The organism is Polaromonas eurypsychrophila (assembly GCF_014641715.1).
In the GTDB taxonomy this organism is placed as follows: Bacteria; Pseudomonadota; Gammaproteobacteria; order Burkholderiales; family Burkholderiaceae_C; genus Polaromonas; species Polaromonas eurypsychrophila.
The window spans coordinates 74,615-100,916 of sequence record NZ_BMIG01000013.1; the positions used below are offsets into that span (position 1 = coordinate 74,615).

At 62.3% G+C, this 26,302-nt stretch carries 27 protein-coding genes; 5 read left to right on the forward strand and 22 right to left on the reverse strand.

The window, feature by feature from the left end:
• Window positions 1-88: 88 nt before the first annotated feature.
• On the forward strand, window positions 89-724 hold the full coding sequence (locus IEX16_RS15845) for a GntR family transcriptional regulator (protein ID WP_188709454.1): 636 nt from the start codon (window positions 89-91) through the stop codon (window positions 722-724).
• On the opposite strand, the gene IEX16_RS15850 is transcribed toward IEX16_RS15845, so the two are convergent.
• Both IEX16_RS15850 and dusA read right to left on the reverse strand, forming a co-directional pair.
• Entirely contained in the window at window positions 696-1,631 is a 936-nt protein-coding gene (locus IEX16_RS15850; RefSeq protein WP_188709455.1) for a DMT family transporter, read from the reverse strand. The genes IEX16_RS15845 and IEX16_RS15850 overlap by 29 nt on opposite strands.
• A complete protein-coding gene (gene dusA, locus IEX16_RS15855; protein ID WP_188709456.1) occupies window positions 1,624-2,682 on the reverse strand; it encodes a tRNA dihydrouridine(20/20a) synthase DusA in 1,059 nt (352 codons plus the stop codon). Before dusA ends, IEX16_RS15850 begins: the two co-directional genes overlap by 8 nt.
• A gap of 142 nt (window positions 2,683-2,824) precedes the next feature.
• Here dusA and IEX16_RS15860 point away from each other — a divergent pair, with 142 nt between their 5' ends.
• Both IEX16_RS15860 and IEX16_RS15865 read left to right on the forward strand, forming a co-directional pair.
• Window positions 2,825-4,645, forward strand: a complete 1,821-nt coding sequence (locus IEX16_RS15860; protein ID WP_188709457.1) for a M14 family metallopeptidase — start codon at window positions 2,825-2,827, stop codon at window positions 4,643-4,645.
• Between the two features lie 101 nt (window positions 4,646-4,746).
• A complete protein-coding gene (locus IEX16_RS15865; protein ID WP_188709458.1) occupies window positions 4,747-5,151 on the forward strand; it encodes an RNA-binding protein in 405 nt (134 codons plus the stop codon).
• 89 nt (window positions 5,152-5,240) lie between these two features.
• On the opposite strand, the gene dnaB is transcribed toward IEX16_RS15865, so the two are convergent.
• The 10 genes from dnaB to ppsA all read right to left on the reverse strand — a co-directional run bounded on the left by dnaB (window position 5,241) and on the right by ppsA (window position 14,358).
• Window positions 5,241-6,653 carry a replicative DNA helicase gene (dnaB, locus tag IEX16_RS15870; protein WP_188709459.1) on the reverse strand — a complete coding sequence of 471 codons (1,413 nt, stop codon included), beginning with the start codon at window positions 6,651-6,653 and terminating at the stop codon, window positions 5,241-5,243.
• 203 nt (window positions 6,654-6,856) lie between these two features.
• Window positions 6,857-7,309, reverse strand: a complete 453-nt coding sequence (rplI, locus tag IEX16_RS15875; RefSeq protein WP_188709460.1) for a 50S ribosomal protein L9 — start codon at window positions 7,307-7,309, stop codon at window positions 6,857-6,859.
• A gap of 10 nt (window positions 7,310-7,319) precedes the next feature.
• Window positions 7,320-7,604 (reverse strand): 30S ribosomal protein S18, encoded by a 285-nt coding sequence (gene rpsR, locus IEX16_RS15880; RefSeq protein WP_077592883.1) that lies wholly within the window; start codon window positions 7,602-7,604, stop codon window positions 7,320-7,322.
• 10 nt (window positions 7,605-7,614) lie between these two features.
• Window positions 7,615-7,926 (reverse strand): primosomal replication protein N, encoded by a 312-nt coding sequence (priB, locus tag IEX16_RS15885; RefSeq protein WP_188709461.1) that lies wholly within the window; start codon window positions 7,924-7,926, stop codon window positions 7,615-7,617.
• Between the two features lie 48 nt (window positions 7,927-7,974).
• Entirely contained in the window at window positions 7,975-8,343 is a 369-nt protein-coding gene (rpsF, locus tag IEX16_RS15890; protein ID WP_188709462.1) for a 30S ribosomal protein S6, read from the reverse strand.
• Window positions 8,344-8,611: 268 nt separating this feature from the next.
• Window positions 8,612-10,723 carry a sodium:solute symporter family protein gene (locus IEX16_RS15895; RefSeq protein WP_188709463.1) on the reverse strand — a complete coding sequence of 704 codons (2,112 nt, stop codon included), beginning with the start codon at window positions 10,721-10,723 and terminating at the stop codon, window positions 8,612-8,614.
• Window position 10,724: 1 nt separating this feature from the next.
• Window positions 10,725-10,985, reverse strand: a complete 261-nt coding sequence (locus IEX16_RS15900; RefSeq protein ID WP_188709464.1) for a DUF4212 domain-containing protein — start codon at window positions 10,983-10,985, stop codon at window positions 10,725-10,727.
• Window positions 10,972-11,547, reverse strand: a complete 576-nt coding sequence (locus IEX16_RS15905; RefSeq protein ID WP_188709465.1) for a tetratricopeptide repeat protein — start codon at window positions 11,545-11,547, stop codon at window positions 10,972-10,974. The genes IEX16_RS15900 and IEX16_RS15905 overlap by 14 nt, the downstream gene beginning before the upstream one ends.
• Window positions 11,547-11,867, reverse strand: coding sequence for a hypothetical protein (locus IEX16_RS15910; protein WP_188709466.1), 321 nt, complete (start codon window positions 11,865-11,867; stop codon window positions 11,547-11,549). The genes IEX16_RS15905 and IEX16_RS15910 overlap by 1 nt, the downstream gene beginning before the upstream one ends.
• Before the next feature lie 91 nt (window positions 11,868-11,958).
• A complete protein-coding gene (ppsA, locus tag IEX16_RS15915) occupies window positions 11,959-14,358 on the reverse strand; it encodes a phosphoenolpyruvate synthase (RefSeq protein WP_188709467.1) in 2,400 nt (799 codons plus the stop codon).
• Window positions 14,359-14,535: 177 nt separating this feature from the next.
• Between ppsA and ppsR the strand changes: the two genes are divergently transcribed.
• Complete coding sequence (ppsR, locus tag IEX16_RS15920) at window positions 14,536-15,357, forward strand: posphoenolpyruvate synthetase regulatory kinase/phosphorylase PpsR (protein ID WP_188709468.1); 822 nt, start codon at window positions 14,536-14,538, stop codon at window positions 15,355-15,357.
• Between the two features lie 188 nt (window positions 15,358-15,545).
• On the opposite strand, the gene modC is transcribed toward ppsR, so the two are convergent.
• Genes modC through modA form a run of 3 tightly spaced genes read right to left on the reverse strand, consistent with a single transcriptional unit; the run spans window position 15,546 to window position 18,076 of the window.
• Window positions 15,546-16,622 carry a molybdenum ABC transporter ATP-binding protein gene (gene modC, locus IEX16_RS15925; RefSeq protein WP_188709469.1) on the reverse strand — a complete coding sequence of 359 codons (1,077 nt, stop codon included), beginning with the start codon at window positions 16,620-16,622 and terminating at the stop codon, window positions 15,546-15,548.
• Complete coding sequence (gene modB, locus IEX16_RS15930; protein WP_188709470.1) at window positions 16,619-17,308, reverse strand: molybdate ABC transporter permease subunit; 690 nt, start codon at window positions 17,306-17,308, stop codon at window positions 16,619-16,621. Before modB ends, modC begins: the two co-directional genes overlap by 4 nt.
• A gap of 12 nt (window positions 17,309-17,320) precedes the next feature.
• Complete coding sequence (modA, locus tag IEX16_RS15935) at window positions 17,321-18,076, reverse strand: molybdate ABC transporter substrate-binding protein (protein WP_188709471.1); 756 nt, start codon at window positions 18,074-18,076, stop codon at window positions 17,321-17,323.
• A gap of 81 nt (window positions 18,077-18,157) precedes the next feature.
• Here modA and IEX16_RS15940 point away from each other — a divergent pair, with 81 nt between their 5' ends.
• The gene (locus tag IEX16_RS15940; RefSeq protein ID WP_188709472.1) at window positions 18,158-18,922 is read left to right on the forward strand and encodes a TOBE domain-containing protein; all 765 of its coding nucleotides are present in this window, start codon (window positions 18,158-18,160) and stop codon (window positions 18,920-18,922) included.
• Window positions 18,923-18,974: 52 nt separating this feature from the next.
• Here IEX16_RS15940 and IEX16_RS15945 read toward each other — a convergent pair whose 3' ends face one another.
• Genes IEX16_RS15945 through IEX16_RS15975 form a run of 7 tightly spaced genes read right to left on the reverse strand, consistent with a single transcriptional unit; the run spans window position 18,975 to window position 26,079 of the window.
• Window positions 18,975-19,844, reverse strand: coding sequence for a heme ABC transporter ATP-binding protein (locus IEX16_RS15945; RefSeq protein WP_188709473.1), 870 nt, complete (start codon window positions 19,842-19,844; stop codon window positions 18,975-18,977).
• Window positions 19,841-20,944: a FecCD family ABC transporter permease gene (locus tag IEX16_RS15950; protein WP_188709474.1), complete on the reverse strand. Its 1,104-nt coding sequence runs from the start codon at window positions 20,942-20,944 to the stop codon at window positions 19,841-19,843. Before IEX16_RS15950 ends, IEX16_RS15945 begins: the two co-directional genes overlap by 4 nt.
• 40 nt (window positions 20,945-20,984) lie before the next feature.
• A complete protein-coding gene (locus tag IEX16_RS15955) occupies window positions 20,985-21,917 on the reverse strand; it encodes a heme/hemin ABC transporter substrate-binding protein (RefSeq protein WP_188709475.1) in 933 nt (310 codons plus the stop codon).
• A 24-nt stretch (window positions 21,918-21,941) separates the two neighbouring features.
• On the reverse strand, window positions 21,942-22,322 hold the full coding sequence (locus IEX16_RS15960) for a VOC family protein (RefSeq protein WP_188709476.1): 381 nt from the start codon (window positions 22,320-22,322) through the stop codon (window positions 21,942-21,944).
• The gene (locus IEX16_RS15965) at window positions 22,319-23,455 is read right to left on the reverse strand and encodes a hemin-degrading factor (protein WP_188709477.1); all 1,137 of its coding nucleotides are present in this window, start codon (window positions 23,453-23,455) and stop codon (window positions 22,319-22,321) included. Before IEX16_RS15965 ends, IEX16_RS15960 begins: the two co-directional genes overlap by 4 nt.
• On the reverse strand, window positions 23,452-23,817 hold the full coding sequence (locus IEX16_RS15970; protein ID WP_188709478.1) for a hypothetical protein: 366 nt from the start codon (window positions 23,815-23,817) through the stop codon (window positions 23,452-23,454). The genes IEX16_RS15965 and IEX16_RS15970 overlap by 4 nt, the downstream gene beginning before the upstream one ends.
• Before the next feature lie 39 nt (window positions 23,818-23,856).
• Complete coding sequence (locus IEX16_RS15975) at window positions 23,857-26,079, reverse strand: TonB-dependent hemoglobin/transferrin/lactoferrin family receptor (RefSeq protein ID WP_229676389.1); 2,223 nt, start codon at window positions 26,077-26,079, stop codon at window positions 23,857-23,859.
• Between the last annotated feature and the right edge of the window lie 223 nt (window positions 26,080-26,302).

A 26,302-nucleotide genomic window follows, 5' to 3' on the forward strand; every position in this document is an offset into this window, starting at 1 on the left:
GAGCCAAGTTTACATTATTTATAATTATTGATGCAAAATTTAGTTTCAGATAAGATCGCGCTGTGCAATTGATCCCCTTATAACCACCATGGCTGCTGTTTCATTGACCCCCCGCGCACTCTATGAAGAGGTGGCGGAGCTGTTGCGCCAGCGCATTTTCAACCGCGAACTGGTGCCCGGCAGCTGGATTGACGAACTCAAACTGGCCGAAGAGTACGGCATCAGTCGCACCCCGCTGCGTGAGGCGCTCAAGGTGCTGGCCACCGAAGGCCTGGTCACCATGAAGGTCAGGCGCGGCGCCTACGTCACGGAAGTGTCCGAACGCGACCTCGCCGATGTGTACCACCTGCTGGCTCTGCTGGAGAGCGACGCGGCCGGTGTGGTGGCCACCCAGGCCACCGACGCACAACTGAAAGAACTGCAATCACTGCATCGCGAGCTGGAAAAAGCCGTGGCCAACCGTGAACGCTTTTTTGAAATCAACGAGGCCTTTCACATGCGCCTGCTGGAAATCGCCAATAACCGCTGGCGTGACCAGATGGTGGCCGACCTGCGCAAGGTGATGAAGTTGAACCGCCACAACTCGCTGCTCAAGAGCGGTCGTATGGAAGAGTCCTTGGCCGAACATCGGTCCCTCATGGAAGCACTGACCGCGCGCAATGCCGACACCAGCGCGCAACGCATGCGCGAGCACTTCAGGAACGGGCTGGAAGCGGCGGCCTGACGATTCCCTTTGGCGGCCGCGTAACCAGAAACACGCCCGGCAGAATCAGCAACGCACCGACCGCATGATGCAAACCCGGCGGCTCGCCCAGCAGCCCCCAGGCGGCGGCGGCCGCGTAGAGCGGCGCCAGATAGAGCGCCACAGCCACCCGGCTGGCACCGAGAATTTTTTGCGCCCAGCTGTAAATCCAGTAAGCACCTATGCCCGGAATCAGGGCGGCCAGTACCACCAGCAGCAGCGCCTGCCCACCGAAGGTATCGGCACCGGGCCGGGCCGCTTCCCACAGCGCCGGGGGCAACAATACCAGAGTCCCACCGATGCAGATCGCCGCCAGACGAGCGGTTGCGCTCAGAGAACTGGGCCAGCGTTTTTGCAACAGGGCATAAGCGGCCCAGGACACCGTGGCCGCCACAATCCAGGCGTCACCCACGGAAAACTGCACCTCAGCCAGCGCAGTCCATTGCCCCTTGACCACCACATGCACCACCCCGGCCAGCGCCAGCAACATGCCTGCCTTCTGCCGGGCGCCAAAGGGTTCACCCAGCCACCATATGGCGCCAAGGCTGATCAACACCGGGGAGGCCGAATAAATCAGCGCAATATTCATGGCGCCGGTGGAGCGAGCGCCTTCATACACCCAGGCACCACAAATCAGCATGCCCAAGGTACCCAGCACCAGGTTTTGCCGCCAAGCGCGCAGGACAGATGCCCGCTCGCGCCACAGCTCGTCCCGCGTGATCACCAGGAGAATGAGGGCAGCCAGGCCCCAGCGGCCCAGTGCCAGCATGTAAGGCCCGATGACGCCAGGTGCCTTGCGCGCAACGATGTAGTTGACAGCCCAGAGCGCCGGCACCAGCCAAAGCAGCAACAGCGCCAGACGCGTTTCGCGCTGTATCGCCTCAGGCATGCGCCACCGCGGCGTCAGGTGAGGACACGCAAACGCCCTCGCCCACTGACGCTGGTGCATGCGCCAGCGCCATCACCTCGCGCGGGTGCAGGGTTTTGAGCCGGTGGTCGCTCCAGACCTGGCGCCAGCGTCGGGATCCCGGCAGGCCGTGGCGCAAACCCAGCATGTGGCGCGCGACAGCCGACCAGGGCGTGCCATGTTCGACCGCCTGGGTGGCCATGTAATCCACCATCAGCGACTCGACCGATTCACGGGTCTGCCCGCTTGGGGCGGCGCCGAAGAAGGCTTCATCCCAGGAGGCCAACCACCAGGGGTTGTGGTAGGCCTCGCGCCCTACCATCACACCGTCGAGTTCGCGCAGTTGCGCCGCCACCTGCTCGCCGGTGGTGATGCCGCCGTTGATGGCGATGGTGAGTTCGGGAAACTCTTGCTTGAGCCGATGAACGAGCGCATAACGCAGCGGAGGCACTTCCCGGTTTTCCTTTGGCGACAAACCCTTAAGCCAGGCGTTGCGCGCATGCACGATGAAGGTCTTGCAACCGGCCGCGCTGACCGTGCCTACAAAATCGCGCACGAACTCATAACTTTCACCCTTGTCGATGCCGATGCGGTGCTTGACCGTGACCGGCACGTCCACCACATCCACCATGGCTTTCACGCAGTCGGCCACCAGTTGCGGCTCAGCCATCAGGCAGGCACCAAAAGCGCCGCGCTGCACGCGTTCGCTGGGGCAGCCGCAGTTGAGATTGATCTCGTCATAGCCCCACTGCTCGCCGAGTTTTGCGCAATGCGCGAGGTCGGCCGGCTCACTGCCGCCCAGTTGCAGCGCGACCGGGTGTTCTTCCGTGTTGAAGCGCAAATGCCGGGCAACGTCACCATGCACCAGCGCGCCAGTCGTGACCATCTCGGTATACAACAAGACGTGGCGCGACAGCAGGCGGTGAAAGTAGCGGCAATGCCGGTCAGTCCAGTCCATCATCGGTGCCACGCTGAGCCGGTGCGCCGGGAGATGGCTGGGGCCTGGGGGCGAAAAATCGGGTTGGGCTTGCATGAATGCTGTATTTTCTCACGCGCAGGCCAACGGGTCTGCCCCGGCAGGCATCGCCTCACAAGCGTTCTGTAGTGGCAGGCCGGATAATGGACAGCTTGGCATCTGCGCCAGCTTTTTCCCCTCCCACACCCTCGCCATGATCATGACCCTGCCAGCCCCCGCCCCACAGATCACCGCGCCACGCCCCGCTGCTGCGGTCCACGGCCACAAGCCAAGCGCTTTCCTGCTGCTGTCGCTGCTGGTCACGCTAGGCGCCTGCACCTCCGTGCCGCTGCCGCCCTGGCCGACCCAGGGCAGCGCACCGGGGCCCGTGCCAGCACCGGCCACCGTGGCTGTGGCTGCCCCTGTACCTGCTGTGGTGGCGGTGGCCCAGCCCGTTCCTCCGCGTCCGGCCGTGCTTGTGGCGCCAGCCGCCGAAGCGCCTTACAGCGCTGCAGTCGCGGCCCGCTTTCCGGCACCATCGGTCATATACAACACGCCGGGCCTGCAGGAAGGCCGCAGCAGTTTCAGCTCGAATGCGGAAATCCAGACCTGGCTGCGCGACCTGACGGCATCGGCCGCCGGCGTGCCGGGCCTCAAGGCCGCTGTTCTGAATATGGGCCAGTCGCAACGCGGTGAGGCGCTTGAGGCTATGGTGCTGAGCCGTGCTGCGGGCACAGATGCTGCGGCGCTGCTGGCGTCGGGCCGCCCCACCGTATTGCTGATTGGCCAGCAGCACGGCGACGAGCCGGCTGGCAGCGAAGCCCTGCTGGTGATTGCGCGCGAACTCACACAAGGCCTGCTGCGACCCTTGCTGGACCGTGTCAACGTCATCATCGTTCCGCGCGCCAACCCTGATGGTTCGGCAGACAACAAACGCGCGACCATTGGCGGGCTCGACATGAACCGCGACCATTTGCTGCTCAACACCCCTGAGGCGCGGGCACTGGCCAAACTCACACGCGACTACCACCCGACCGTGGTTGTCGATGCGCACGAGTACACCGTGGTCGGCCGCTTTCTGCAGAAATTCGACGCTGTGCAAAAGTACGACGCGCTGCTGCAGTACGCTACCACCGCCAACATTCCGGAGTTTTTGACCAAGGCCTCCGAAGAGTGGTTCCGACGCCCGCTGGTAGCCGCACTCAAGGCGCAAGGCCTCAGCAGCGAGTGGTACTACACCACTTCGACCGATCCGCTTGACAAGAAAATCTCCATGGGCGGCACCCAGCCCGACACCGGGCGCAACGTCAACGGTCTGAAAAATACCGTGAGCCTGTTGATCGAGACCCGCGGTGTCGGCATAGGTCGGCTGCATATCCAGCGCCGTGTGCATACCCATGTCACCGCGATCAGCAGCGTGCTGGCCAGCACCGCCCAGCGTGCCCCAGAGCTGGGCCAACTGCAGCCCTACATCGAAAAGGAAATCATCAGCTCGACCTGCAAGAACGAAGCCGTTGTAGAGGCCGGGCAGACCCTGACCCAGCAGGAACTGCTGATGCTGGACCCGGTCACCGGCGCCGACAAAGCGCTGCGCGTGGAGTGGAACTCGGCGCTGACGCTGCGCAAAATCAAAGCACGCGTTCGGCCCTGCGGCTATTGGCTGTCAGCGTCTTCCAAGATTGCGGTGGAGCGCTTGCGCCTGCATGGCGTGCAGGTGCTGCGCGTCACGGAGCCCAGCTCAATGCTGGGTGACATCTACCGCGAAACTGCCCGGGCGGCCGGCGTTCGTCAAGATGTGCGCGGAACTATCGCCGATGCCGGGCAAATCGTCAAAGCCGAAGTGGCACTGGTGCGCGGTGTGATCGATGCGCCCACCGGCAGCTACTACGTTCCACTGAACCAGCCACTGGCCAACCTGGTGATCGCGGCGCTGGAGCCCGACACCCAGAGCAGCTACTTTGCCAATCAACTCATTGAGAGCCTGACCGGGAGCGCGCGCGTGATGTCCGAGCCTGCGCTGAAAACCGAAGAGTTGCCCTGACCATCGGGCTGCTACGGGCCCCGCGATCAATCCTGAAGTCCTACAAAACCCGGCTATGAAGACTGACAGCCAGCTCGCGTGGTCCAGGCCCTAATAGGGACATGAAAACATTTGAACTTACTCCCAAGATGGTCACCATGGGTGGTGTGTTTTATCCCACCGGTTACGCTATGTTGCTGTTTTCGGACGCTGGTCTGGCTGAGAAGGCTGCGCAGGCGATGGAGGCCGCCGGCTTTGCAAGCGACGCCGTCATGCAGCTAGAGCCCGCGACCATCTTGCACGACATCGGCAAGGTCGACGGGGACTCGGGTGGTTTGCCATCGGTCGGCACGGAAGGCCATACCGTCAACAAATACATTGCTCTCGCGCGAAAGGGCCATCACGGCGTGATGGTTCATGCCCCTTCTGACGAAGACACCCAGCGCGTGCTGGCTGCAATCAGTGACATTCCATTCACCTATGGCCAGAAATATCATATGCTGGCGATGGAAGACCTGGAGCAGTAGCCCGCGCAGCGCGCAAACCTTGGCCGCCGAACGCTATCAAATTAATAGCTACTCACGCAGACGGCTAATGGGCTGGAGCCCGCTTTTTCTTAATAACTACCGCCTCCCCCGTGTGCCAGGCTCTCGAACTTGGTGATGCGGCTGATAAACGCAAGCTTTACCGTGCCGGTCGGGCCGTTACGCTGCTTGCTGATGATGACCTCGGCCACGCCGGGCTCCTTGCAGGCGTCTTTGGTGTAGTACTCGTCGCGGTAGATGAACATGATGATGTCGGCATCCTGCTCGATGGCTCCTGACTCGCGCAGATCGCTCATCATCGGGCGCTTGTCGGTGCGTGATTCGACGCCGCGGCTCAGCTGGGACAACGCAATCACCGGGCATTGAAGTTCCTTGGCAAGCATCTTCAGGCCCCGCGAAATTTCGCCCACTGCCGTGGCGCGGTTTTCTTCGGCCATGCCGCTGGACACACTCATGAGCTGCAAATAGTCGACGACGATCAGGCCCAGCTTGCCGCACTGTCGCGCCAACCGCCTGGCGTTGGCGCGCAACTCACTGACGGTCAGGCCCGGGGTTTCGTCGATGTGCAGGGATATGTTGCGCAGCTTCTCGATGGCTTCAGTCAGGCGCGGCCACTCTTCGTCGGTCAGCGCACCGGTGCGCAAATGGGTTTGGTCGATGCGGCCTATGGAGCCAACGATACGCACCGCGAGTTGCGAGGCACCCATCTCCATCGAGAACACGGCCACCGGCAGGCCTTCGTTCAGGGCCACGTGTTCTGCGATGTTGATGGCCAAGGCCGTTTTCCCCATCGAGGGTCTTGCAGCAAGAATGACCAAATCACCGGCCTGAAAGCCCGAGGTCATTTTGTCCAGGTCGTAAAAACCGGAGGGCACACCGGTGACGTCGTTCGGGTTTTCCGACATCTCCGTCACGCGGTCCAGCAGGCTGACCACCAGCGTGTCCATGCTCTGGAAGCCCTGCTTCATGCGCGAGCCCTGCTCGCCGATCTTGAATATCTTCTGCTCGGCCTCATCGAGAATCATCGCCACCGCCTTGCCCTGCGGGTTGAAGGCGTTGGTGGCAATTTCGTCGCTGGCAGCCACCAGCTTGCGCAGGATGGAGCGCTCGCGCACGATCTCTGCGTAGCGGCGGATGTTGCTTGCGCTCGGCACATACTGCGCCAGCGAATTGAGGTAACCCAAGCCACCGACCTCGTCGGCCTTGCCCTGGTTCTGAAGATGCTCGTACACCGTGATGACGTCAGCCGGCTTGGTGGCGTTGATCAGCGCGCCCACGGCGGCGTAGATCAGCTTGTGTTCGTAGCGATAAAAGTCTTCGTCCACCAACAGGTCGCCGACGCGGTCCCAGGCGCCATTGTCGAGCAGCAAGCCGCCCAGCACGCTGGACTCGCCTTCGATCGAATGCGGAGGAATGCGCAGTTGCGCGATTTGGCGGTCGGCGCTGTAGCGGGGGTCGGGAGCGGTGGAAAGTACGGCGGACATGGGTTTCTCTGGAAGATCTTCGATGCTAGCTGCGAACGGGGCAGTTCGTCATCGGAAAAGGCTATGGAAAATCTGTGGATAGCTCAAGGAAAGTGTTGAAGAATCTGTGGATAGCCGGTGCACAGATATGTACAAAACGGCAATGTGGACGGCAATTGAAAAAGCCGCTCAGCGAGCGGCTTTTTGAGGACAGCGAGCGCTGCTTAGGCCGATTCGCCGTACACCGTCACGGTAATGTCCACAACCACATCGGTGTGCAGCGCAACCGTCACGGGGTGATCACCCACGGTCTTGAGCGGGCCGTTCGGCATGCGGATCTGCGACTTGGCCACAGGGAAGCCCTGCTTGGTCAATTCGGCAGAGATGTCATGGTTGGTGACGGAGCCGAACAGGCGACCGTCCACACCGGCTTTTTGCGTCAGCTTGACGGTGGTGCCGCCGAGTTTTACGCCCTGGGCCTGGGATTCAGCCAGTTTCGCGGCGGCGGCTTTTTCGAGCTCGGCGCGTTTGACTTCGAATTCCTTGATCGCTGCAGCGGTGGCGCGGCGGGCGCGGCCGGAAGGGATCAGGAAATTGCGTGCGTAACCGTCTTTGACCTTGACGACTTCACCCAGGTTGCCCAGGTTCACGACTTTGTCGAGCAGAATGATTTGCATGGTCGGCTCCTTACAGGCTGCGGTGCTGGTCGCTGTAAGGCAGCATCGCGAGGAAGCGAGCGCGCTTGACGGCGGTGTTGATCTGACGCTGAAAAATCGCGCGCGTGCCGGTCAGGCGGGCGGGGATGATTTTTCCGTTTTCGGCCACAAAATCGCGCAGGGTGTCGATGTCCTTGTAGTCGATTTCTTCCACGCCAGCAGCGGTGAAGCGGCAAAAGCGCTTGCGCTTGAACAGCAGGGATTGTGTGTTGCGCTTGGGGCGCTTGTCTTTGTTGAAACGTTTTGGTCCGGGCATGATGGACTCCTTAAAGGGGGTTCAGTACTTGATCAGAAACTGGTTGAAAAGCTTGGATGTGAAACACGACACTTTTGCTACCTCGCGCGTTGACCAGAAAGCCGGTGAACCTGAAGGGTTTGCTCAAGGTCAGCCGGCTTGTTTGTTCAGCCAGCGTACCAAAGGCAACCGCTTTCATCGTGACTTTGACCTGCCGGGCGGAACCTGCTTCCGTTATTTCGGACTCGTGATCGAGAACGAAGTTGGTGGCGGGGATTCCAGCGGGCGTGTAGCGCAGGGGACTGGCCTCGGCGATACAGGCGGTCAATTCAACGTGGTTCACTGCAGGATCATTCGCTCAGCAGTGCATCGTTAACAGCATGATGGCGTCTTACGACGCTGCATACTCCTGCTGCTGGGCCTTGCGGGCTTCTTCCCTCTCGACGTTGCGCATCATGAGGGACGGGCCGGTGTCGGCTTTTTTCTTGACCACGGTCAGGTGGCGCAGCACGGCATCGTTGAACTTGAACGCGTGTTCAATTTCTTCCATCACAGCCTGGCTGGCTTCAATGTTGATACACAGGTAATGGGCTTTGGCGAGTTTCTGGATCAGGTACACCAGTTGGCGACGGCCCCAATCTTCAACCCGATGCACTTTCCCGCCGCCGGCGGTAATCATGGTTTTGTAGCGCTCCAGCATGGCTGGAACTTGCTCGCTTTGATCCGGATGGATCAGCAAGACGATCTCATAGTGACGCATAAACTCTCCTTGTGGTTGGTAAAAGCTGCCCCAGCGTCGTTAAGGGTGCAGCAAGGCGAAGCCCATGATTATATACCACCGCACAGCTACGCGCGTCCCGAAGCCCCCTGCCCTTGCAGGCCGCCGCTCGCCAGAAACTTCGCTTCTGTCGCCTGTCCAAACCTGCTTGAGCAGGTTTGGACAGGCGACAGCTCATCGGTGGCCGCAGTGCCTGCCCGCTGGCGAAGCCGGGCCTGCCTGAGCTGGAAAAGCCCTGCTGCACGCGGTTTCAGTGGGTCTTCAGGTCCGGGTAGCGGATGTGGTCGACCAGATCATCCGACTGCTGGCTGGGCGGTTTGCTGACCAGGCTGACCAGCACGATCACCACAAAGCCCACCGGCACACCGAACAGGCCTGCAGAAATCGGATCGATCCCCCACCAGAGTTCAATCGGCGAGCGGATGTTGAAGATGGCACGCAACCAGGGCTGGTTGGCCACCATGTAATAGGAGGTCACCGCCAGACCGGCCATCATGCCCAGGGCGGCCGCAGTCCCGGTGGCGCGTTTCCAGAAAATGCCCAGACTGAGCGCCGGAAAAAACGAAGCTGCGGCAAAGGAGAACGCGGCTGACACCAGGAACAGGATGTCCGCCGGCTTCTGCGCTGCCACATAAGCGGCAAGCAAGGCGACAAGCAGCAGCAGGATCTTGGACACGGTCACGCGGCTGACGGTCGAGGCATTAGGGTCGATCATCTTGTAGTACAGGTCATGCCCGAGCGCGTTGGAAATCGTCAGCAGCAGGCCGTCCGCCGTTGACAAGGCCGCAGCCAGCCCGCCGGCCGCCACCAGCCCCGAAATCACATAGGGCAGACCCGCCAATTCGGGCGTGAGCAATACGATGATGTCGCCGCCTATTGTCATTTCGTTGAGCTGCAGGATGTTGTCGCGGTTGATGTCCGTCACGGACAGCAGTGCCGGGTCCACCTTGGTCCAGGACTTGACCCAGACGGGCAACTGGTCGAACGGGGTGCCGACCAGCACCGTGAAAATTTCGTACTTCACCAGCACGGCCAGCGCCGGCGCGGTGAAATACAGCAGCAGTATGCACACCAGCGACCAGGTCACGGACTGTCGCGCTTCCCGCACGCTGGGCACGGTGTAATAACGCATCAGGATGTGCGGCAGGGCCGCAGTTCCCACCGTGAGGCAAAAGATCAGCGCCAGGAAATTGCGCCGGGAAGTTTCGTACAGTGCCTGCTGTTGCGGCGTTCCGTCCGGGTCACCCGAAAACTGCGCCGCGTGAGCCGGCATGCCGTTGAGGGGCTGCGTTTTCACATCGGCCGCAGCCCTGGCGGCGGTCCAGGCCACGGTGGCCGCTGTCTCGTTTTTCGGCATGGCGGCCAGCGCCCTCGCCGCCGAAGAAACCTCAATGACAGGCGCATTGGCGCTCTTGAGCTGCTCCATTTTTTTGACAGCCGCTTCCCGGTCGGCTGCCAGCGACGCCGCCGGCTGCTGCAGCTTTCTGCTCAGGGCATCGGACTGCTGCCTGTAAAGCGCCCTCACCTCCAGTTCACGCGGATCGGCCGCGAGTTCCTTTTCCTTGGCCGTTACCTTTTCCAGCTGGAATCCATAGACCAGCTGGGGTACGGGCACACTGGTCTGCTTCACCGACAACCAGACCACCGGCAGCAGGTAGGCAATCACCAGGATGATGTACTGCGCCACTTGGGTCCAGGTCACAGCCCGCATGCCGCCAAGAAAGGAGCACACCAGAATGCCGCCGAGGCCGAGAAAAATACCGAGTTCGAAGGCGATGCCGGTGAGGTAGGAGGTGATGAGGCCCACGCCGTAGATCTGCGCCACCAGGTAGGTGAAGGAGCAGAGGATGGCGGCCGACAACCCGATCAGCCGTGGCAGGTGCCCACCATAACGCTCCCCTAGGAAATCCGGTATGGTGAACTGGCCGAACTTGCGCAGGTAGGGCGCCAGCACCAGCGCCACCAGGCAGTAACCGCCGGTCCAGCCCATTATGAAGGCCAGCCCGTTGTAACCCGTCAGGTACAGCGTTCCGGCCAAGCCTATGAAGGAAGCCGCCGACATCCAGTCCGCGCCGGTGGCCATGCCGTTATAAACCGCCGGCACCCGGCGTCCGGCGACATAGTATTCGGACGCGTCGGTGGTCCGGCTCATGACCCCGATGCCGGCATACAGGCTGATGGTGGCCAACATGAAAATCGTGCCTATCCAGAGCCGCGGCAGGCCCATGCGTTCCAGCACCGCAAGCATCACCACGAAAAGCACGAGCCCGAGGGTGTACCAGCGATAGATGCGATCCAGCTGCGCCTTGAACTGATTCCTGGAAAGAACAACACCATCGCGAAAACCGAAAAATCCCGCCATCTCAGTCCTCACCGTCCGACACGCCGTATTCGATGTCCATGCGGTTCATATACCAGGCATAAAACCCGATGATGAGTCCGTAGACCAGCAAGGCGCCCTGCGCGCCCATCCAGAAACTGAACGGCCAGCCGAAAAAGCTGAAACTCAGTGCACGCGCGAAATAGCTGACCCCGAAGGTCACCAGCAGCCAGGCCAGCAACAGCAAGGCCGTCAAGGCGCGGGTCTTGCGCCAGTATTGCCGGTGGCGTTCAGTGAGTTGCATGGCCTGGGAATCCCAGCTCCGTCGCCAGTTGCCGGGCCAGCCGGGGTTCGAACTGGCGCAAATGCGCGACCACCTGCCGCGCTGCCGCAGTCTGGCCGAGCGCCAGCCGCACCTGAGCCAACCGGTACCAGCCGTAAGGACTCAAGGGCTGCAGTCCGGTGTTTTTTTCCAGCGCCTGCACCGCTTCGTCGAGCTGGCTCCGGCCGATCAGTGCCAGCGCCAGGCCATACCAGGCGCGGTCCAGGCGCGGGTCAAGCGCCAGCGCCTGGCGGAACGCCGCTTCGGCTTCCAGTAGGCGGCCGACGTCCTGCAACACATAAGCCAAATTGAACCATGCGGCCGCCTGCTGAGGACAAGCCTCCACCAGGGCCTGCAGGCTGGCGATCGCCTCAGGCACATGGCCAAGCTGCGCCAGCACGTGCGCCTGACTGGCCAGCGCGTAGGCGTCTCCGGGACGCACAAGCAACATGCGGGCGAACATCGGTAAGGCAGCTTGCGGCCGGCACAAGACCAGCAGCATAAGCGCGCGGATTTTCAGGCAGCGGTATTTCAGTGCAAGCATCACGCTGTAGCCTGGCACAGGGCCACACCGATGTGCAGGCAGATGCGGATTTTGGCAATGGCGGCGGCCGCCCACAGCATCAGCAGCAATAGAAAAACCACCAGCGGCAGATGGCGGTCCATCACCACCCGAGGTGATAACTTGCGCGCCACCCGCACCCAGGGCCGGCCCACGAGCTCAAGCACCCGGTAAAAAGGATTGCGCTCCCGCGCTGCGCCCGACAGCAGGCCGATCACGCCCTGCCCCGCCAGCGCCAGCAGGGCTATTTCAGCAAGCAGCTTGATGGTGGTGACCAGGGTGAGATAAGCGGCATCAGGCATGGACCCCGATTGTCGCCGGGGGCCTTGCGTCTTGCTTACCCGGCAGGCGCCGGCACACCGGGGTTTTCCCTCGGTGCCCGGCCGTGAGTCCTCAGTTCGACAGCTGTTTCCAGGTGGCAATCACCGTGTCCGGATTGAGCGACAGCGAACTGATGCCTTCGTCTTTAAGCCATTGCGCAAAATCCGGGTGGTCGCTGGGGCCCTGGCCACAGATACCGACGTATTTGCCCTGGCGCTTGCAGGCCTGGATGGCGCGACTCAGCATGGCCTTGACGGCCGGGTCGCGTTCGTCGAAGTCCTCGGCCAGGATGGCCAGGCCCGAGTCGCGGTCCAGACCCAAGGTAAGCTGGGTCAAATCGTTGGAGCCAATCGAGAAGCCGTCGAAGAATTCGAGGAATTCGTCAGCCAGAATGGCATTGCTCGGCACTTCGCACATCATGATCACGCGCAAGTCCTTCTCGCCACGTTTCAAGCCATGCAGGGCCAGCAGGTCCGTGACCTTTTTGGCCTGGCCCAAAGTGCGCACGAACGGCACCATGACCTCGACATTGACCAGGCCCATGTCGTCTCGCACACGCCGCAGCGCTTCGCACTCCATCGCAAACGCTTCACCGAAGTCGGGGCTCAGGTAACGCGATGCACCGCGAAAGCCCAGCATCGGGTTTTCTTCCTCAGGCTCGTAGCGCGAACCCCCAATCAGCTTGCGGTATTCGTTGGACTTGAAGTCCGACAGGCGCACGATCACCGGTTTCGGCCAGAAAGCTGCGGCAATGGTCGCCACGCCTTCGGCCACCTTGTCAACGTAAAAAGCGCGCGGCGAGGCATGGCCGCGTGCCACGCTTTCCACCGCTTTTTTCAGGTCGGTATCGACATTCGGGTAGTCAAGGATGGCCTTGGGGTGCACGCCGATGTTGTTGTTGATGACAAACTCCAGCCGTGCCAGGCCGACGCCGTGGTTGGGGATCTGGCAAAAGTCGAAAGCCAGTTGCGGGTTGCCGACGTTCATGGTGATCTTCAGGTCGATAGGCGGCATCTCGCCGCGCTGCACCTCGGTCACCTCGGTTTCCAGCAGGCCGTCGTAGATGTTGCCGGTGTCGCCCTCGGCGCAACTCACGGTGACCAGCATGCCAGTCTTGAGGGTTTCGGTCGCGTCGCCGCAGCCGACCACCGCCGGAATGCCCAATTCACGCGCGATGATGGCCGCATGGCAAGTGCGCCCGCCGCGATTTGTCACGATGGCGCTGGCGCGTTTCATGACCGGCTCCCAGTTCGGGTCGGTCATGTCGGTCACCAGAATATCGCCAGGCTGGACCTGGTCCATGTCCTTGATGTCGTGCACGATGCGCACCGCACCGGTGCCAATCTTCTGGCCGATGGCCCGCCCTTCAGCGAGCACGGTGCCGGTGCCCTTGAGCTTGTAGCGCAGCTCGGCTTTGCCCTTGGACTGGCTTTTCACCGTCTCGGGACGCGCCTGCAGGATGTAGAGCTGGCCGTCGGTGCCGTCCTTGCCCCACTCGATGTCCATGGGCCGGCCATAGTGGTCCTCGATGATCACGGCGTAACGCGCGAGCTGTTCGACGTCGGCATCGCTCAGCGAATAACGGTTGCGCAGCTCGGCCGGCACGTCGGTGGTCTTAACCAGCTTGCCGCCGGCTTTTTTCTCATCCGGCGTGGTGAACTCCATCTGCAGCAGCTTGGAACCCAGGTTGCGGCGGATGACACAGCGCTTGCCAGCCTTGAGCATGGGCTTGTGCACGTAAAACTCATCCGGGTTGACGGCGCCCTGCACCACCGTCTCGCCCAGGCCGTAGCTGGAGGTGATGAAAACCACATCCTCGAAGCCGCTTTCGGTGTCGATGGTGAACATCACGCCGGCCGCGCCGAGGTCGCTGCGCACCATGCGTTGTACGCCGGCCGACAGGGCCACGTCGGCATGGGCGAAACCCTGGTGCACACGGTAGCTGATGGCGCGGTCGTTGTACAGCGAGGCAAACACCTCTTTCATCTTGTGCAGCACGTCCTCGATGCCGACCACGTTCAAAAAAGTTTCTTGCTGACCGGCGAAAGACGCGTCGGGCAAGTCCTCAGCGGTGGCGGACGAGCGCACTGCAAAGCTGGCTTGTGGATTGCCGGCGCTCAGGGTGGCAAAGCTTTCGCGCACGGCTTTGGCAAATTCAGCCGGAAAGGGCTGGGCTTCAACCAGCGCGCGAATCTTGCTGCCGGTGACAGCCAGCGCGCGCACGTCGTCGGTGTTGAGCGCGTCAAGCAGCGCATTGATTTTCTGGTCCAGTCCATCGTGGGCCAGGAACACCCGGAAAGCGTGGGCGGTGGTGGCAAAGCCGGTCGGCACCCGCACGCCCTGGGGGCCAGTGGGCAATTGCGAGATCATTTCGCCGAGGCTGGCGTTTTTACCGCCGACGGCCTCGACATCCGTCATCCTCAGGTTTTCAAACGGTACGACCAAGGCGGTCGGCTCAAAAAGGTTGGACATGAAAATACTCCGGGAGGTTTAAAAACCGGGGACAGGCACATGCGCGGCGGGCAACCTTGTTGTTTTTCGAGGGGGTGGGTGCGGGGCATGGGCTGACAAATCTGGATAATTGCTCGATTGTAGAACGCCGCCCCGCAGCCCGCGTGTAAGCGCTTTTCCCTTAACCGGCCCATTCCCATGTCCAACCGCACCGTGTTTTTCATCTCCGACGGCACCGGCATCACGGCCGAAACCTTTGGTAACGCCATCCTGGCCCAGTTCGAGTTCAAGCCACGCCATGTGCGCCTGCCTTTCATCGACAGCGTGGACAAGGCGCACCAGGCGATCCGCCAGATCAATCACACGGCCGAGCTCGAAGGCAGCAAGCCGATTGTCTTCACCACGCTGGTCAACATGGAAATCCTGGAGGTGCTCAAGGCCGACTGCCACGGCATGCTGCTGGACATGTTCGGCATGTTTGTGGCCCCGCTGGAGACCGAACTGGGCCTCAAGTCCAACCACCGGGTCGGACGCTTTTCGGACGCCTCCAAAAGCAAGGAGTACGACGACCGCATCGAGGCCATCAACTTCTCGCTGGCGCACGACGACGGCCAGAGCAACCGCGATCTGGCCGGATCCGACGTGATCCTGGTCGGCGTCAGCCGCAGCGGCAAGACGCCGACCTCGCTCTACCTGGCGATGCAGTACGGGCTCAAGGCGTCCAATTACCCGCTGATCCCGGAAGACTTCGAGCGCCGCCAGTTGCCGCCGGCGCTGGTGCCGCACCGAAAGAAAATTTTTGGCCTGACGATTGCCGCCGAGCGCCTGGCGCAGATCCGCAATGAGCGCCGGCCCAACTCCAAGTACGCGAGCCTGGAGAACTGCCGCGACGAGATCCACGAGGCCGAAGCCATGATGCGGCGCGAAGGCATACGCTGGCTGTCGACCACCACCAAGTCGATCGAAGAGATTGCGACCACCATCCTGCAGGAAATCCGGCCGGAGCGGCTGGAATACTGAGAGGCGCCAGTTCGCTCTATTTTTGATAGCTGCTCACGCCTACCAGACAACAGCCGCAGCATGATTTCTTGAGAAGAGCCGGCGCAACTTCGGCGTCACGCCCTGAATCTAACCAGATGGCACATCAAAATAGCCGTTGGCCCAAATCTGACGGGCGTGAGCAGCTATATATTTGATAGCAAATTACCTCAACCCAGCACCGCCACACCCTTGACCTGCGCAAAAACAGCGCTGCCCGGCTGCAGCTGCAGCGCCGCCGCCGACTTGCGCGTGATGCGTGCCAACAACGTGCTGCCGCCCGCGTCCAGGCTGACCATGAGCTGGCCGGGGCTGTCATCAGCCAGGCCGGTGACGATGGCGGCAAACACATTGAGCACGCTGCTGCCCTCCTGCCGCTGCAGGCTCAGGCTGATGTCGCGCGCCTGAATGCGCACCCGCACCTTTTGGCCAGGCTGCAGCGCCTGGCTGGGCAGGCTGATCTGCCCACCGGGAAATTCAAGATGGCTCAATTGCCAGGCCGGCTCCAGGTGCGTCACCGTGGCCTCTATCACGGCCGCAGCGGCGTCGCCATGCGCCAGCGGCAAATCCAGCCGCGTCATCAACTCGCGCGTGGGCCCGGCTGCCGTGACGCGGCCGGCTTCGAGCAGCACCAGGTGATCGGCCAACCGCGCCACTTCGTCGGGTGCGTGGCTCACATACAGAATGGGGATGTCCAGTTCGGCGTGCAGCTTTTCAAGGTAAGGCAACACGTCGGCTTTGCGCTGCAGATCCAGCGAGGCCAGCGGCTCGTCCATTAGCAGCAGGCTGGGGCTGGTGGCCAGCGCCCGCGCGATCGCCACGCGCTGGCGCTCACCGCCCGACAAGGTATCCGGCCGGCGCTCCATCAGCGGCTCTATGCCCAGCAGCTCGACCGCCTGCTCCAGCGAGACCCGACGCTGCGCCGCGGGCACGCGGCTGCGGCCGTAGTCGAGGTTGCGCCGCACGTCCAGGTGCGCGAACAGGCTGGCGTCCTGGAACACCAGACCGAGCGGGCGCCGGTGCACCGGCATGAAGACGCCGGAGGCATCATCCTGCCAGACCTCTCCGCTGACCACCAATTGGCCGCTGCGCGCGCGCTCCAGCCCGGCGATGCAGCGCAGCAAGGTGCTTTTGCCCGAGCCGGAGACGCCAAAAAACGCCGTCACACCGCGCCCTGGCAAATCCAACGCCACGTCCAGCGAAAAATCTTTGTAGGCCTGCCGAAATACGGCTGTGATGCCGCTCATGCGCCCCGCCTGCGACGCCGCCGTCCAGTGGGCTGAAGGGTGTACAGCGCCAGCAACACAAGGAAAGAAAACAGCAGCAGGCCGCCCGCCAGCCAATGGGCCTGTGTGTATTCGAGTGCTTCGACATGATCGTAGATCTGGACCGATATGACTCGCGTCTTGCCGGGAATGTTGCCGCCCATCATCAACACAATGCCGAACTCGCCGACGGTGTGCGCAAAACCCATGACCGCAGCCGTCAGATAGGCGGATCGCGCCTGTGGCAAGACAACACTGAAAAACGTATCTAGTGGGGATGCCCGCAAAGTAGCGGCCACCTCCAGCGGCCGGTCACCCATCGCTTCAAACGCGCCTTCAATTGGCTTGACCACAAAAGGTAGTGAATAAAACACCGACCCCACAACGAGGCCGGCGAAGGTAAACGGTAGCGGTTCCCAACCAAAAGACTGCATGAACCTTCCGACAGGTCCGCTCGGCCCCATCAGGACCAGGAGATAAAACCCAAGCACCACAGGCGGCAACACCAATGGGAGGCCGATGAGGGCGTCTACCGGGCCTTTCCAGGAAGAGCGAGTGCGGGCCAGCCACCAGGCCAAAGGGGTACAGATCAGCAGCAATATCAGCGTGGTCATACTTGCCAACTTGAAAGTCAACAGAATGGCCTGAAGATCAGCGTCATTGAGCATGGAGAACGCTACTCACGGGGCGTAGCCAAAAGAACGGATCACCACCTTGGCCTTGTCGGTTTTCAGGAACGCCACCAAGGCGATGGCTGCCCGACTGTCCTTGCCCTTGTTCAGCAACACGGCATCCTGCCGGATAGCGCTGTGCAGGGTGTCGGGCACGGTCCAGGCTGAACCCGACTTGATCTTGCCGCCTTCATATACCTGCGACAGCGCGACGAAGCCGAGTTCGGAATTGCCGGTGGACACAAAGCTGAAAGCCTGGCCTATGCTTTCGCCGGTCACGAGTTTGGGTTCGATCGCCGCCATCACGCCCAGCCGCGTCATGGTTTCCACCGCCGCCGCGCCATAAGGCGCGAGTTTGGGCGCGGCAATCGCCAGCTTGTTGAAGCCACCTTTTCTCAGGACATCGCCCTGCGCGTCCACCAGGCCCGGCTGGGCCGACCACAGCGCCAGCCGGCCGGTGGCATAGGTGAAGCGGCTGCCTTTGACGGCAGCGCCGTCCTGCTCCAGTTTTTTCGGGGTGTCGTCGTCTGCGGCCAGGAAGACTTCGAAGGGTGCGCCATTGCGGATCTGCGCGTAGAACTTGCCTGTGGCGCCGAAGGACAACACGGCCTTGTGACCGCTGTCTTTCTCAAAATCTGCAGCAATGATTTTCATGGGCGCGGTGAAGTTGGCCGCCACTGCGACCTGCACATCCGCAGCAAAGGCCGGCACCCCCAGGCACAACGCCAGCCAGGCTGGCAGAAAGGACAGGGGTTTGACAGTCATCAATGCTCCGAAGCGGAAGTGGTTTTCGCTATTCTATTTTAGAATAGCGAAACCTGTTGCCGTCCGCATCACCAACTCCCCATGAAAAAGTCCGCCCCCGCCGCGCTGTTTTTCGGCAGCGCCCTAAGCCATGAGCCTGCGGACAAACGCATCGAGATCCTGCGCCTGATCGGCGAAAGTGGCTCGATCTCGCAGGCCGCGCGCAATGCCGGGGTCAGCTACAAGGCGGCCTGGCAGGCCATCGACATCCTGAGCAATCTGTCCGGCGGAGTGCTGGTGAAGCGGGCAGTCGGCGGTGCCGGCGGCGGCGGAGCCCTGCTCACCGATGCGGGACACCGCTTGCTGGCGGTTGCCGGTCAACTGGCCGAATCACGCCGCCAAGTGCTGGCCGGCGCCGCAGCAGGACCCTACACCTCCACGCTGTCTCACATCGGCCTGCGCACCAGCATGCGCAACCAGTTTCCCTGCTGGGTGGAACGGTTGGAGTCGAAAGGCCAGACCGTGCGCGTGATCCTGCGCCTGCCGGACCACAGCTTGCTGGTGTCGCGCATCACCAAAGCCAGTGCCGAACTGCTGGGCCTCAAGAAAGACCTGGCAGTGCTGGCGCTGTGCAAGGCCACCGCCGTGGTCGTCACGTCGCAGACCGCCAGCCGCGCAGTTGGCCAACAGCTGAGCGGACAGGCCCAGCGCGTCAGCCGCGGCGCCACCGGCGACGAGGTGTCGCTGCTGCTGGACGCCGGGTTGCAACTGGTAGGATTTGCCGCTCCCGGCAACGGCATCAGGACCAAAACACGAGTGAGCGCGCTGATCGACGAGTCGGCTGTGGTCATCGCCCTGACCGCCTGAAGGGTGCTTTTCGCTACATTTTTGATAGCTGCTCGCGCTTTACCAATAAGGGTCAGAGACTGATTTGTCCCTCAAATAATGTCGATGGGCCAAACACATACTGATGGCAAGGCGCCGCGCCATCCTGGATGGGTACCGCCTGCGCCCGAACCCCCCAGACCTGGGCGATACATTCCGGCGTGAGCACCTGCGCGCTTGCGCCGCCGGCAACCACCTCACCTTCTTGCAGCACCACACAACGGTCGCTGTAGCGCAATGCCAGATTCAGATCATGCAGCACCGCCACCACCCCCACGCCCTGCCCCACAGCCCAGTCACGCACTAGTTGCAGCATGCGATGCTGGTGCTGGAGGTCGAGTGCGGCGGTTGGCTCGTCCAGCAGCAGCCATCTGGTCTGCGATTGGCCCGCTATCCCCACCATCGGCTCCCACACTTGAGCCAGCGCCCGCGCCAGATGCGCGCGCGCCTTCTCTCCACCGGACAGGGTGTTGAGCGCCCGCTTCGCCAGGTGATCCACCGCCGTGGCCTGCATGGCCTGCGCAACGATGTGGGCTTCCTGCCGGCTGGGATGCCTGCGATGCGGATAGCGGCCCAACTCCACCACCTCCTGCACGGTGAAGTCGAAGGCGACCTGCGTTTCCTGCGCCACACAGGCGCGCACGCGGGCCAGGCGCTCACGCGGGTGCGCCGCGAGGGGCTGGCCACCAAGGCGGACCAGCCCATTGACTGGTTCGCGCTGGCCGGTCAACAGCGACAGCAGGGTTGACTTTCCAGCGCCGTTCGGGCCGAGGATGGCCGTTACCTGCCCGGCATTGAAGCAGGCCGAGGTGTTGCGCAGCAAGGTTTTGCCTGGCATCTCCACCCCGACGCCGACCGCCTCCAGCACCCCCTCTGTAAGATCGCTGAAGTTGCGGGCGTTCACAGGCGCCCCCTGAAATGCCGCAGCAACAACAGGAAAAACGGCACGCCAACAAAAGCCGTCAGCACACCCAGGGGCAGTTCCGCCGGCTTGACAGCGGTGCGCGCAAACGCATCGGCGACCAGCACCAGCGCCGCGCCCAGCAGGGCCGAGCCCGGCAGCACGATGCGGTGATCCGGCCCGGCCAACAGGCGCACACAATGCGGTGCGACCAGCCCTACAAAACCGATGATGCCGGTGGTCGCGGTCACAGCGCCCACCGCCAGCGCCGTGACCACCACAGCAAAACGCTTGACGCGCTCGACCGGCACGCCAAGCAAAGCAGCCTGCGCCTCGCCCAGCGCAATGGCATTCAGCGGCCGGGCCAGCGTCAGGCCCGCGCCCACCGCGATGCCGACCACGGCGGAAACCAGGACCACGGCGCTCCAGCGCGCCCCGCCCAGGCTGCCCAGCAGCCAAAACTGCAGGCTGCGCAATTGTTCATCGCTGGCCAGAAATGTCAGGTAGCCCAGACCCGCGCCGGCCAATGCATTGATGGCGATGCCGGCCAGCAGCATCAGTCCGACTCGTGTGCCGCCATCCTGCTGCGACAGCGCATACACCAGCATGGTCACGCCCAGGCTGCCGATAAAAGCGGTGATCACCAAGGTCCAGCTGCCCAGGGTGCGCGGCATCTCAGGAAACCAGACGCTGCCCAGGATGATGGTGACGCCGGCAGCCAGTGCCGCCCCGCTGCTCACACCAATCAGACCCGGATCGGCCAGCGAATTGCGGAAAAGCCCCTGCATCAGCGCACCCGACAGCCCCAGCGCGGCCCCGGCGGCCACCCCCAGCAACAGCCGCGGCAGCCGGATGTTGAAAAACACGAGATGCGCCGGCGAATTCTGCGCGGAGCCATCAAACAGGCCCAGCAGCATGTGCCACAGTTCCAGCGGGCTAATCGCATAGGCGCCGGTCGCACTGCCAATCACAAAGCTCAGCGCCAGCAGCAGCAGGCCCAGCGGCAGCACGACGCCGGGCGACAGCCGGCCCGAGCGAAACAGGCTAGCCTTCCATGACGGCCTGGCGACAGGCGCCGAGATTTTGCCGGCGAGCGCGTTCATGCGCCGGCCATGTCGGACAGGCGCCCGCAAACAGGCTTGTTCATGCCCGGGCCTTCAATGCCGCCTGGTGCAGCTCGGCCACGGCTTGAGGCAGCCGCGGGCCGAAACCGATCAGGTACAGCGCATCGAGCGCAACCAGTGAACGCTTCCTGTAGGCCGGCGTGAGCTCCAGCCCCGGGCGTGACCAGAACTTGTCCATGCCGCCCGCGGCTTCGATACCCTGGGTGGTAGTCACGATGACATCGGGGGCGGACCACACCAGGGCCTCGGGCGTCATGGGTCGGTAGCCGCTGAAGCCACCCGGTCCCGTCAAGGCGTTGTCAATGCCAGCAAAACGCAGCATGGCATTGGCGGCGGTTTTGTCGCCTGCCACTTGTGGCGTGGCTGTGTGCGCCAGGACAAAAATCGCGCTCGGCTTGCGGCCCGGTTGCCGGGCCACGGCGGCCAGCACCGCGGCCCACTCGGCATCAAGCCTGGCCTGCAACGCCGCGGCCTGTGCGGTGCGTGCTGTGGCACGCCCCACCGCAGCCACCTTGCGCTGCACCTCAGCCCAGCTATGCTCGGCCTCGACCAACTCGACCTTGACGCCGGCACTGCGGATCTGGTCCATCACCACGCCGGGGCCAGCTTCGCTGGTCCCGATCACGGCATCGGGCTTGAGCGACAGCAGGCCTTCGGCGGACAACCGGCGCATGTAGCCGACCTTGGGCGTCTGCTGTGCCGCAGCGGGAAACAGGCTGGTGGTATCGGTGCCGACCAGTTGCTTTTCAGCGCCCAGCGCGTAGACGATCTCGGTCATGGCGCCGTTGACGGAGACGATCCGGGGCAGTCGGCCCGGCGTCTGCGCCCGCGCAGCAAGCGCAGACAGGGCGCCAACGCTAGAGACGGCGGACGCCGCCAGGAGTGTCGAAAAACGCAAAGCCTGGCGCCGCCGGAGCAGCAGCAGAGGAGTGGGTGAGATGGAAGGCTTCATGGGAGTCGTTGAGGCGAGGTGGTTTCATGTGATGTTCTGGGCAATGCGGCAGAGCACGGCGGAAGGATCTAGCAGCACAAAATCGCGCTGGCGCCAGGGCTGGTCTTGCGGCGCAACGGTGCGTACGCCATAACGGCCGGGAATTCCCGCCTGCTGCACCCTGGCCCACCAGCTTTCCACGTCCTGCACGATCAGGTGCATCATGAAATTGTCGGCATGCTCGGCCACGTAGAACTTTTGCAGAAAAAAGGCGGTATCACCCAGACGCATATAGGCCAGGGTGTCGTCCGACCAGGGGATCTCAAACCCAAGCTCTTCATAAAAACGTTTGGACAGCGCGAAATCCCTGGCCGGTACAAAGGCCTTGATTTCCACTGCACCGAAACCGTTTTCGGCACTGCTCATGCAGCTTCCTTGAGCCGCGGCAAGCGTGCAGCAATATCGCGCCCGGCCTGCTGCTTGGGGATGCCTGGCTTGCGGCTGCCAAAAAACATGGCCATCAACTCGCCTGCACCGTCAAACACTTCCACCGAAGTGACGGTGCCGTCCACGGTCGGCTTTTTCACGATCCAGGCGGTCTTGATCATGTCTTCGCGCAGGTGCAAACTGAAACCGGCGTCCAGCACATTGATCCACTGCGCTGTCGGCGTCACCATGGGCTCGACGCGCTTGACGGGACCGCTGTGGATCTGGATGCAGCCGCTGCTGCTGACAAACACCATGATGGACGTGCCGTCCATGGCCGATTCGTCGAGCAGGCGGCGTACGATGCCCAGGTCGGCGCGCTCGGTAAAGCGGCCTCCCACCAGGCGGAAAGCCTGCTGGCGCTCGACGCCGAACTTGCTGATGAGGCCAAAAAACTGGTGCGTGTCCGTCATCTCGCTCCAGCCCTGCAACAGCCCTGCCGCGTCAACCTCGGTGTCAGGCCTCGGTACGGACTTGGGCGGGGCTGGCGTGAAGACGTAGTCCCTTTTTTCGTCGCTGAACTGGGCGACGATGTCGTTGAAAACGTCGCGGTCGGTCTCGGCGCGCACAAACACCTTGTGCACCGCCACGCCATGCGCATCAAAAAATTGCAGGCTTTGCGACGGTGGGTTTTTCGGGTCGTTGGCGTGCTCGAGTACCGCGCAGCCGGCGTGCCAGCGGCTGAAGAACAGGCGCAGATCAATCTCTTCACCCAGGGCCAGCCCCATGTGGCCAGTCGCGTTGATGTTCTGGTAAACGCCGGTTTTCTCATGCACGGTGGATTCATTGCGTGTGAGCGCCATCACCGGGCCGCACAGCTCCAGCGCCTGCAGGATCTCGACCCAGGAGCCTTGGAGTGGCGTGGCCTTGAGGGGGCGGTGGTGCGTGCCCGCGTGGACCTCAATGGCCTGACCTTCGCTGACACCGAGGCTTTCGGCGGCGTCTTTGGCACGCTTGCCGCTGCTGCGCGCCGCGGCGAAGCGTTCACGCAGCTCGGCGCGACTCAGGGAAGTGTTGGCGATTGCCTGGTGTGCGGCATCAGGCCGCGTCTGGGTTTGAAGGACTGCGCTCATTGAAGGGTCTCCGAGGTTGTGTGCCAAAGCACGCGGTGAATATCGAAATCGGAACGATGGGTAGGGGCCGGACCCGGTTGCGGCTGATCAGGACCTTGCTGCAACAGCCGCACCCACATGGGATGCAGATTGGCGGCAATCGCCCGAAAATTCGGTGGCGCGCCGGGATGGCGGGACAGCATGAGCAGATTGGCGACGATTTTTTTCACCATCAGCGCACGCTGCCCCTCGCAACAGGCCTGGGCCTGCCCGGTCATCAGGGCCAGTGTTCCGGCCAGCAGGCCCTCCGCCGGGCGCAGGCCCTGCGCGTCGCCCGCATCCCTATCGGGGTCGTTGATGCCGTGGTCGGGAAACTGGGTCATACGCTTTCCTTTTTTGATGAAAACAGACACAGAACCGAATCAGAAATCCGCCACCAGTGACACATTGAAGTGGCGTCCAGGCTGGGTATAGGAATCGAGTGCAGCCAAATTGGCAGCGACACCACGCACGTCGAACCAGTTCCAGTACTTCTTGTCGGTCAGATTGACAATGCCCGCATTGATGCGCACGGCCTTGCTGAGGCGCCACTGGCCATTCAGATCCAGTGTGGTGGCGGAGGGCACTGCGAACTGCGGTGTCGTGGCCGGCGCGGTGCCGATCTGCTGGGCGCCAATGTCGCTGAATTTTTTGGCCGAATGGTGACTCGCGTCCAGCCGCACATCCCAGCCGGCGGTCTCGTACTTCACGCCCAGGCTGAGCTTGGCCGGGTCAATGGTGTCTAGCGGGCGCCCCGTATTTTTGACCCTGCCGCGCGTTTCGCCATAAGAGAATGGCGTGCTCACCAGCCCGCCTGCAAACTTGCCCCAGTTCATGAAACCCTTGATTTCGAAACCGCTGATCGTCACGTTGTCGATGTTGACGGACTGAATCACGGCCGGGTTGGAGGCGCTGCCGAAGACCCCGCTGACCAGCACGCCGTCCTGAATCAGGTCGCTGAACCGGCCGTAGAACAAGGCGGCGTCCAGGCTCAGGTTTTCGAAGCGACCGCGCGCGCCGAACTCGATGTTTTTGCTCTTCTCGGGCTTCAGGTTGGGGTTGGGAATGGTGCGGTAAAAGCCGCCCGAATTGTTCTGGAAGAAGGCGTTGATCTGCCCGGCATTGGGCGCACGGAAGCCGCTTGCATAGTTGCCGAAAACGCTCCACTCAGGTGTTGCGCGGTAGAGCACACCCGCCTTGGGCGAAACGGCCGAGTCCGATAGCGACATAGCGGGCGCGAGAAAACCGTCCTGGCTGGCCTTGATGCTGAAGTGGTCGACGCGCACACCAGGCGTGATGCTCCATTTGCCGCTGGTCAGCTCGTCCTGTACCGAGAGCGCGGTGCTGGATTCCCTGGTATCAGGAAAGCGCTTGAGCGGGAAGGCTTCACCTGCGGCCGGAGTGATGCCGTACTGGATGTTGGTGATCGTGGCGTTGGTGTGGTCCAGGCCATAGGTGAATTTCTGCACCCAGTCGGACGACGCGGTGCGTACCGTCTTGTCGGCCTGCACGCTGGCTTGCAACGTCTTTTCGCGGTAATAGGTGTCGCGCGCGCGGTCGGCGGCGCCATTGCGGCGTTCGAACGCATATTCACGCGACTCCGCATCCTGGTAACTCAGCACCGTTTGCAGCTTGTCTGCGACGGCCGTGTCTACCTTGTAGCGGGCATCCCAGGTCATGCGGTTGCGGTCCATGGTGGTAAGCGCCTCAGCGCTGCGCACTGAGGTGATGGCCACCAAGGGCACCGAGCGCGCCGTCAACAGCTCGTAGGCTGAACGCTTGTCGACATGCTCGAAGGTGATGACGTGTTTTTGTCTTCCACCCGGGTTCACGACGGCTTTTGCCATCAGCGCATTGCCGCGGTCTTTCTGCGGATTGGGCGCCGTGCGGGTGGCGCCCACCCCCTCATTACTGCCCTTGTTCCCAAGCTCGCTGGCCTTGTGGTGAGCCATGGTCAATTGCAGGTCCAGCACCTCGTTGGCACGCGCCGCCACCGTACCCGACACGGTCAGGCCCTTGTCATCGCCGCTGTAGCTGATGGAGGTGCGACCGCCTATCGTCTTGCCTTCTTTCAGGAAGTCGGCAGGCTCATAGGTAATGAAATTGACCAGACCGGCAATGCCGTCAGAACCGTATAAGGCCGAGGCAGGACCTTTGACGATTTCGATGCGCTTGACGAGGTCAATGGACAGGCTGTCGCGGCCAAAGGAATTAACACCGAAGGCATAGCTGCGTGGAATGCGGATGCCATCGACCATCATCAAGACCCGGTTACCGTCCAACCGGCGGATATTGAAGCCGGCATTGCCTTCGCGGCCGGTGTCGCCCTGGACGACGCCTAAACGCGCCGGCGCGCGCCGTACCGAGACGTTGGGAATGTTCTTGGCCGCGTCGCGGATGTCGTGGATCTGGCCCTCCTCGATGTCGGCGGCATTGATGACGTCGATGGTCATCGGCAGGTCGTCGGGAGACTGCTCATTGCGCGAGCCGCTGACGACGACCTCCTTCAGTACAGAGGCTTGCGCAACGATGTGTGCGCTGGTTTGCGCATTGGCCGCAAAAGCAGCGCCGCAGGCAAGACAAATGGCCCAAGAAATTTCGCGCAACGCGAAACAAGAAGACGTGTGGTGATAGTTGGAAGTCACAAGCAGCCCGAAAGTGAGGATTGACGGCTCGCTGCAGAGACCGCAAGGACATGAAAATGTCCGACGGCTCACTTTGTCGGCTGGCTTTGTGCAATAAGTATATGAGAATTATTCTCATTTGCAAACAAATCCCCTGCTTTCAGCGAACTACTTTGCAAAGCGATAGCCATTGACCATGACTCGT

Excerpts from the sequence above, each read along its gene's own strand:
- IEX16_RS15860 (WP_188709457.1), top strand. The coding sequence starts at position 2,825 with ATGACCCTGCCAGCCCCCGCCCCACAGATCACCGCGCCACGCCCCGCT.
- IEX16_RS15905 (WP_188709465.1), bottom strand. The coding sequence starts at position 11,547 with ATGCTTGCACTGAAATACCGCTGCCTGAAAATCCGCGCGCTTATGCTG.
- dnaB (WP_188709459.1), bottom strand. The coding sequence starts at position 6,653 with ATGTCCGCCGTACTTTCCACCGCTCCCGACCCCCGCTACAGCGCCGAC.
- rpsF (WP_188709462.1), bottom strand. The coding sequence starts at position 8,343 with ATGCGTCACTATGAGATCGTCTTGCTGATCCATCCGGATCAAAGCGAG.
- IEX16_RS15960 (WP_188709476.1), bottom strand. The coding sequence starts at position 22,322 with ATGAGCAGTGCCGAAAACGGTTTCGGTGCAGTGGAAATCAAGGCCTTT.
- ppsA (WP_188709467.1), bottom strand. The coding sequence starts at position 14,358 with ATGTCCAACCTTTTTGAGCCGACCGCCTTGGTCGTACCGTTTGAAAAC.
- IEX16_RS15900 (WP_188709464.1), bottom strand. The coding sequence starts at position 10,985 with ATGCAACTCACTGAACGCCACCGGCAATACTGGCGCAAGACCCGCGCC.
- modB (WP_188709470.1), bottom strand. The coding sequence starts at position 17,308 with ATGCTCAATGACGCTGATCTTCAGGCCATTCTGTTGACTTTCAAGTTG.
- IEX16_RS15910 (WP_188709466.1), bottom strand. The coding sequence starts at position 11,867 with ATGCCTGATGCCGCTTATCTCACCCTGGTCACCACCATCAAGCTGCTT.
- ppsR (WP_188709468.1), top strand. The coding sequence starts at position 14,536 with ATGTCCAACCGCACCGTGTTTTTCATCTCCGACGGCACCGGCATCACG.
- rplI (WP_188709460.1), bottom strand. The coding sequence starts at position 7,309 with ATGCAAATCATTCTGCTCGACAAAGTCGTGAACCTGGGCAACCTGGGT.
- IEX16_RS15845 (WP_188709454.1), top strand. The coding sequence starts at position 89 with ATGGCTGCTGTTTCATTGACCCCCCGCGCACTCTATGAAGAGGTGGCG.
- modC (WP_188709469.1), bottom strand. The coding sequence starts at position 16,622 with ATGAGCGGCATCACAGCCGTATTTCGGCAGGCCTACAAAGATTTTTCG.
- modA (WP_188709471.1), bottom strand. The coding sequence starts at position 18,076 with ATGACTGTCAAACCCCTGTCCTTTCTGCCAGCCTGGCTGGCGTTGTGC.
- IEX16_RS15895 (WP_188709463.1), bottom strand. The coding sequence starts at position 10,723 with ATGGCGGGATTTTTCGGTTTTCGCGATGGTGTTGTTCTTTCCAGGAAT.
- IEX16_RS15950 (WP_188709474.1), bottom strand. The coding sequence starts at position 20,944 with ATGAACGCGCTCGCCGGCAAAATCTCGGCGCCTGTCGCCAGGCCGTCA.
- IEX16_RS15970 (WP_188709478.1), bottom strand. The coding sequence starts at position 23,817 with ATGACCCAGTTTCCCGACCACGGCATCAACGACCCCGATAGGGATGCG.
- dusA (WP_188709456.1), bottom strand. The coding sequence starts at position 2,682 with ATGCAAGCCCAACCCGATTTTTCGCCCCCAGGCCCCAGCCATCTCCCG.
- IEX16_RS15955 (WP_188709475.1), bottom strand. The coding sequence starts at position 21,917 with ATGAAGCCTTCCATCTCACCCACTCCTCTGCTGCTGCTCCGGCGGCGC.
- IEX16_RS15865 (WP_188709458.1), top strand. The coding sequence starts at position 4,747 with ATGAAAACATTTGAACTTACTCCCAAGATGGTCACCATGGGTGGTGTG.
- IEX16_RS15965 (WP_188709477.1), bottom strand. The coding sequence starts at position 23,455 with ATGAGCGCAGTCCTTCAAACCCAGACGCGGCCTGATGCCGCACACCAG.
- rpsR (WP_077592883.1), bottom strand. The coding sequence starts at position 7,604 with ATGCCCGGACCAAAACGTTTCAACAAAGACAAGCGCCCCAAGCGCAAC.
- IEX16_RS15940 (WP_188709472.1), top strand. The coding sequence starts at position 18,158 with ATGAAAAAGTCCGCCCCCGCCGCGCTGTTTTTCGGCAGCGCCCTAAGC.
- IEX16_RS15850 (WP_188709455.1), bottom strand. The coding sequence starts at position 1,631 with ATGCCTGAGGCGATACAGCGCGAAACGCGTCTGGCGCTGTTGCTGCTT.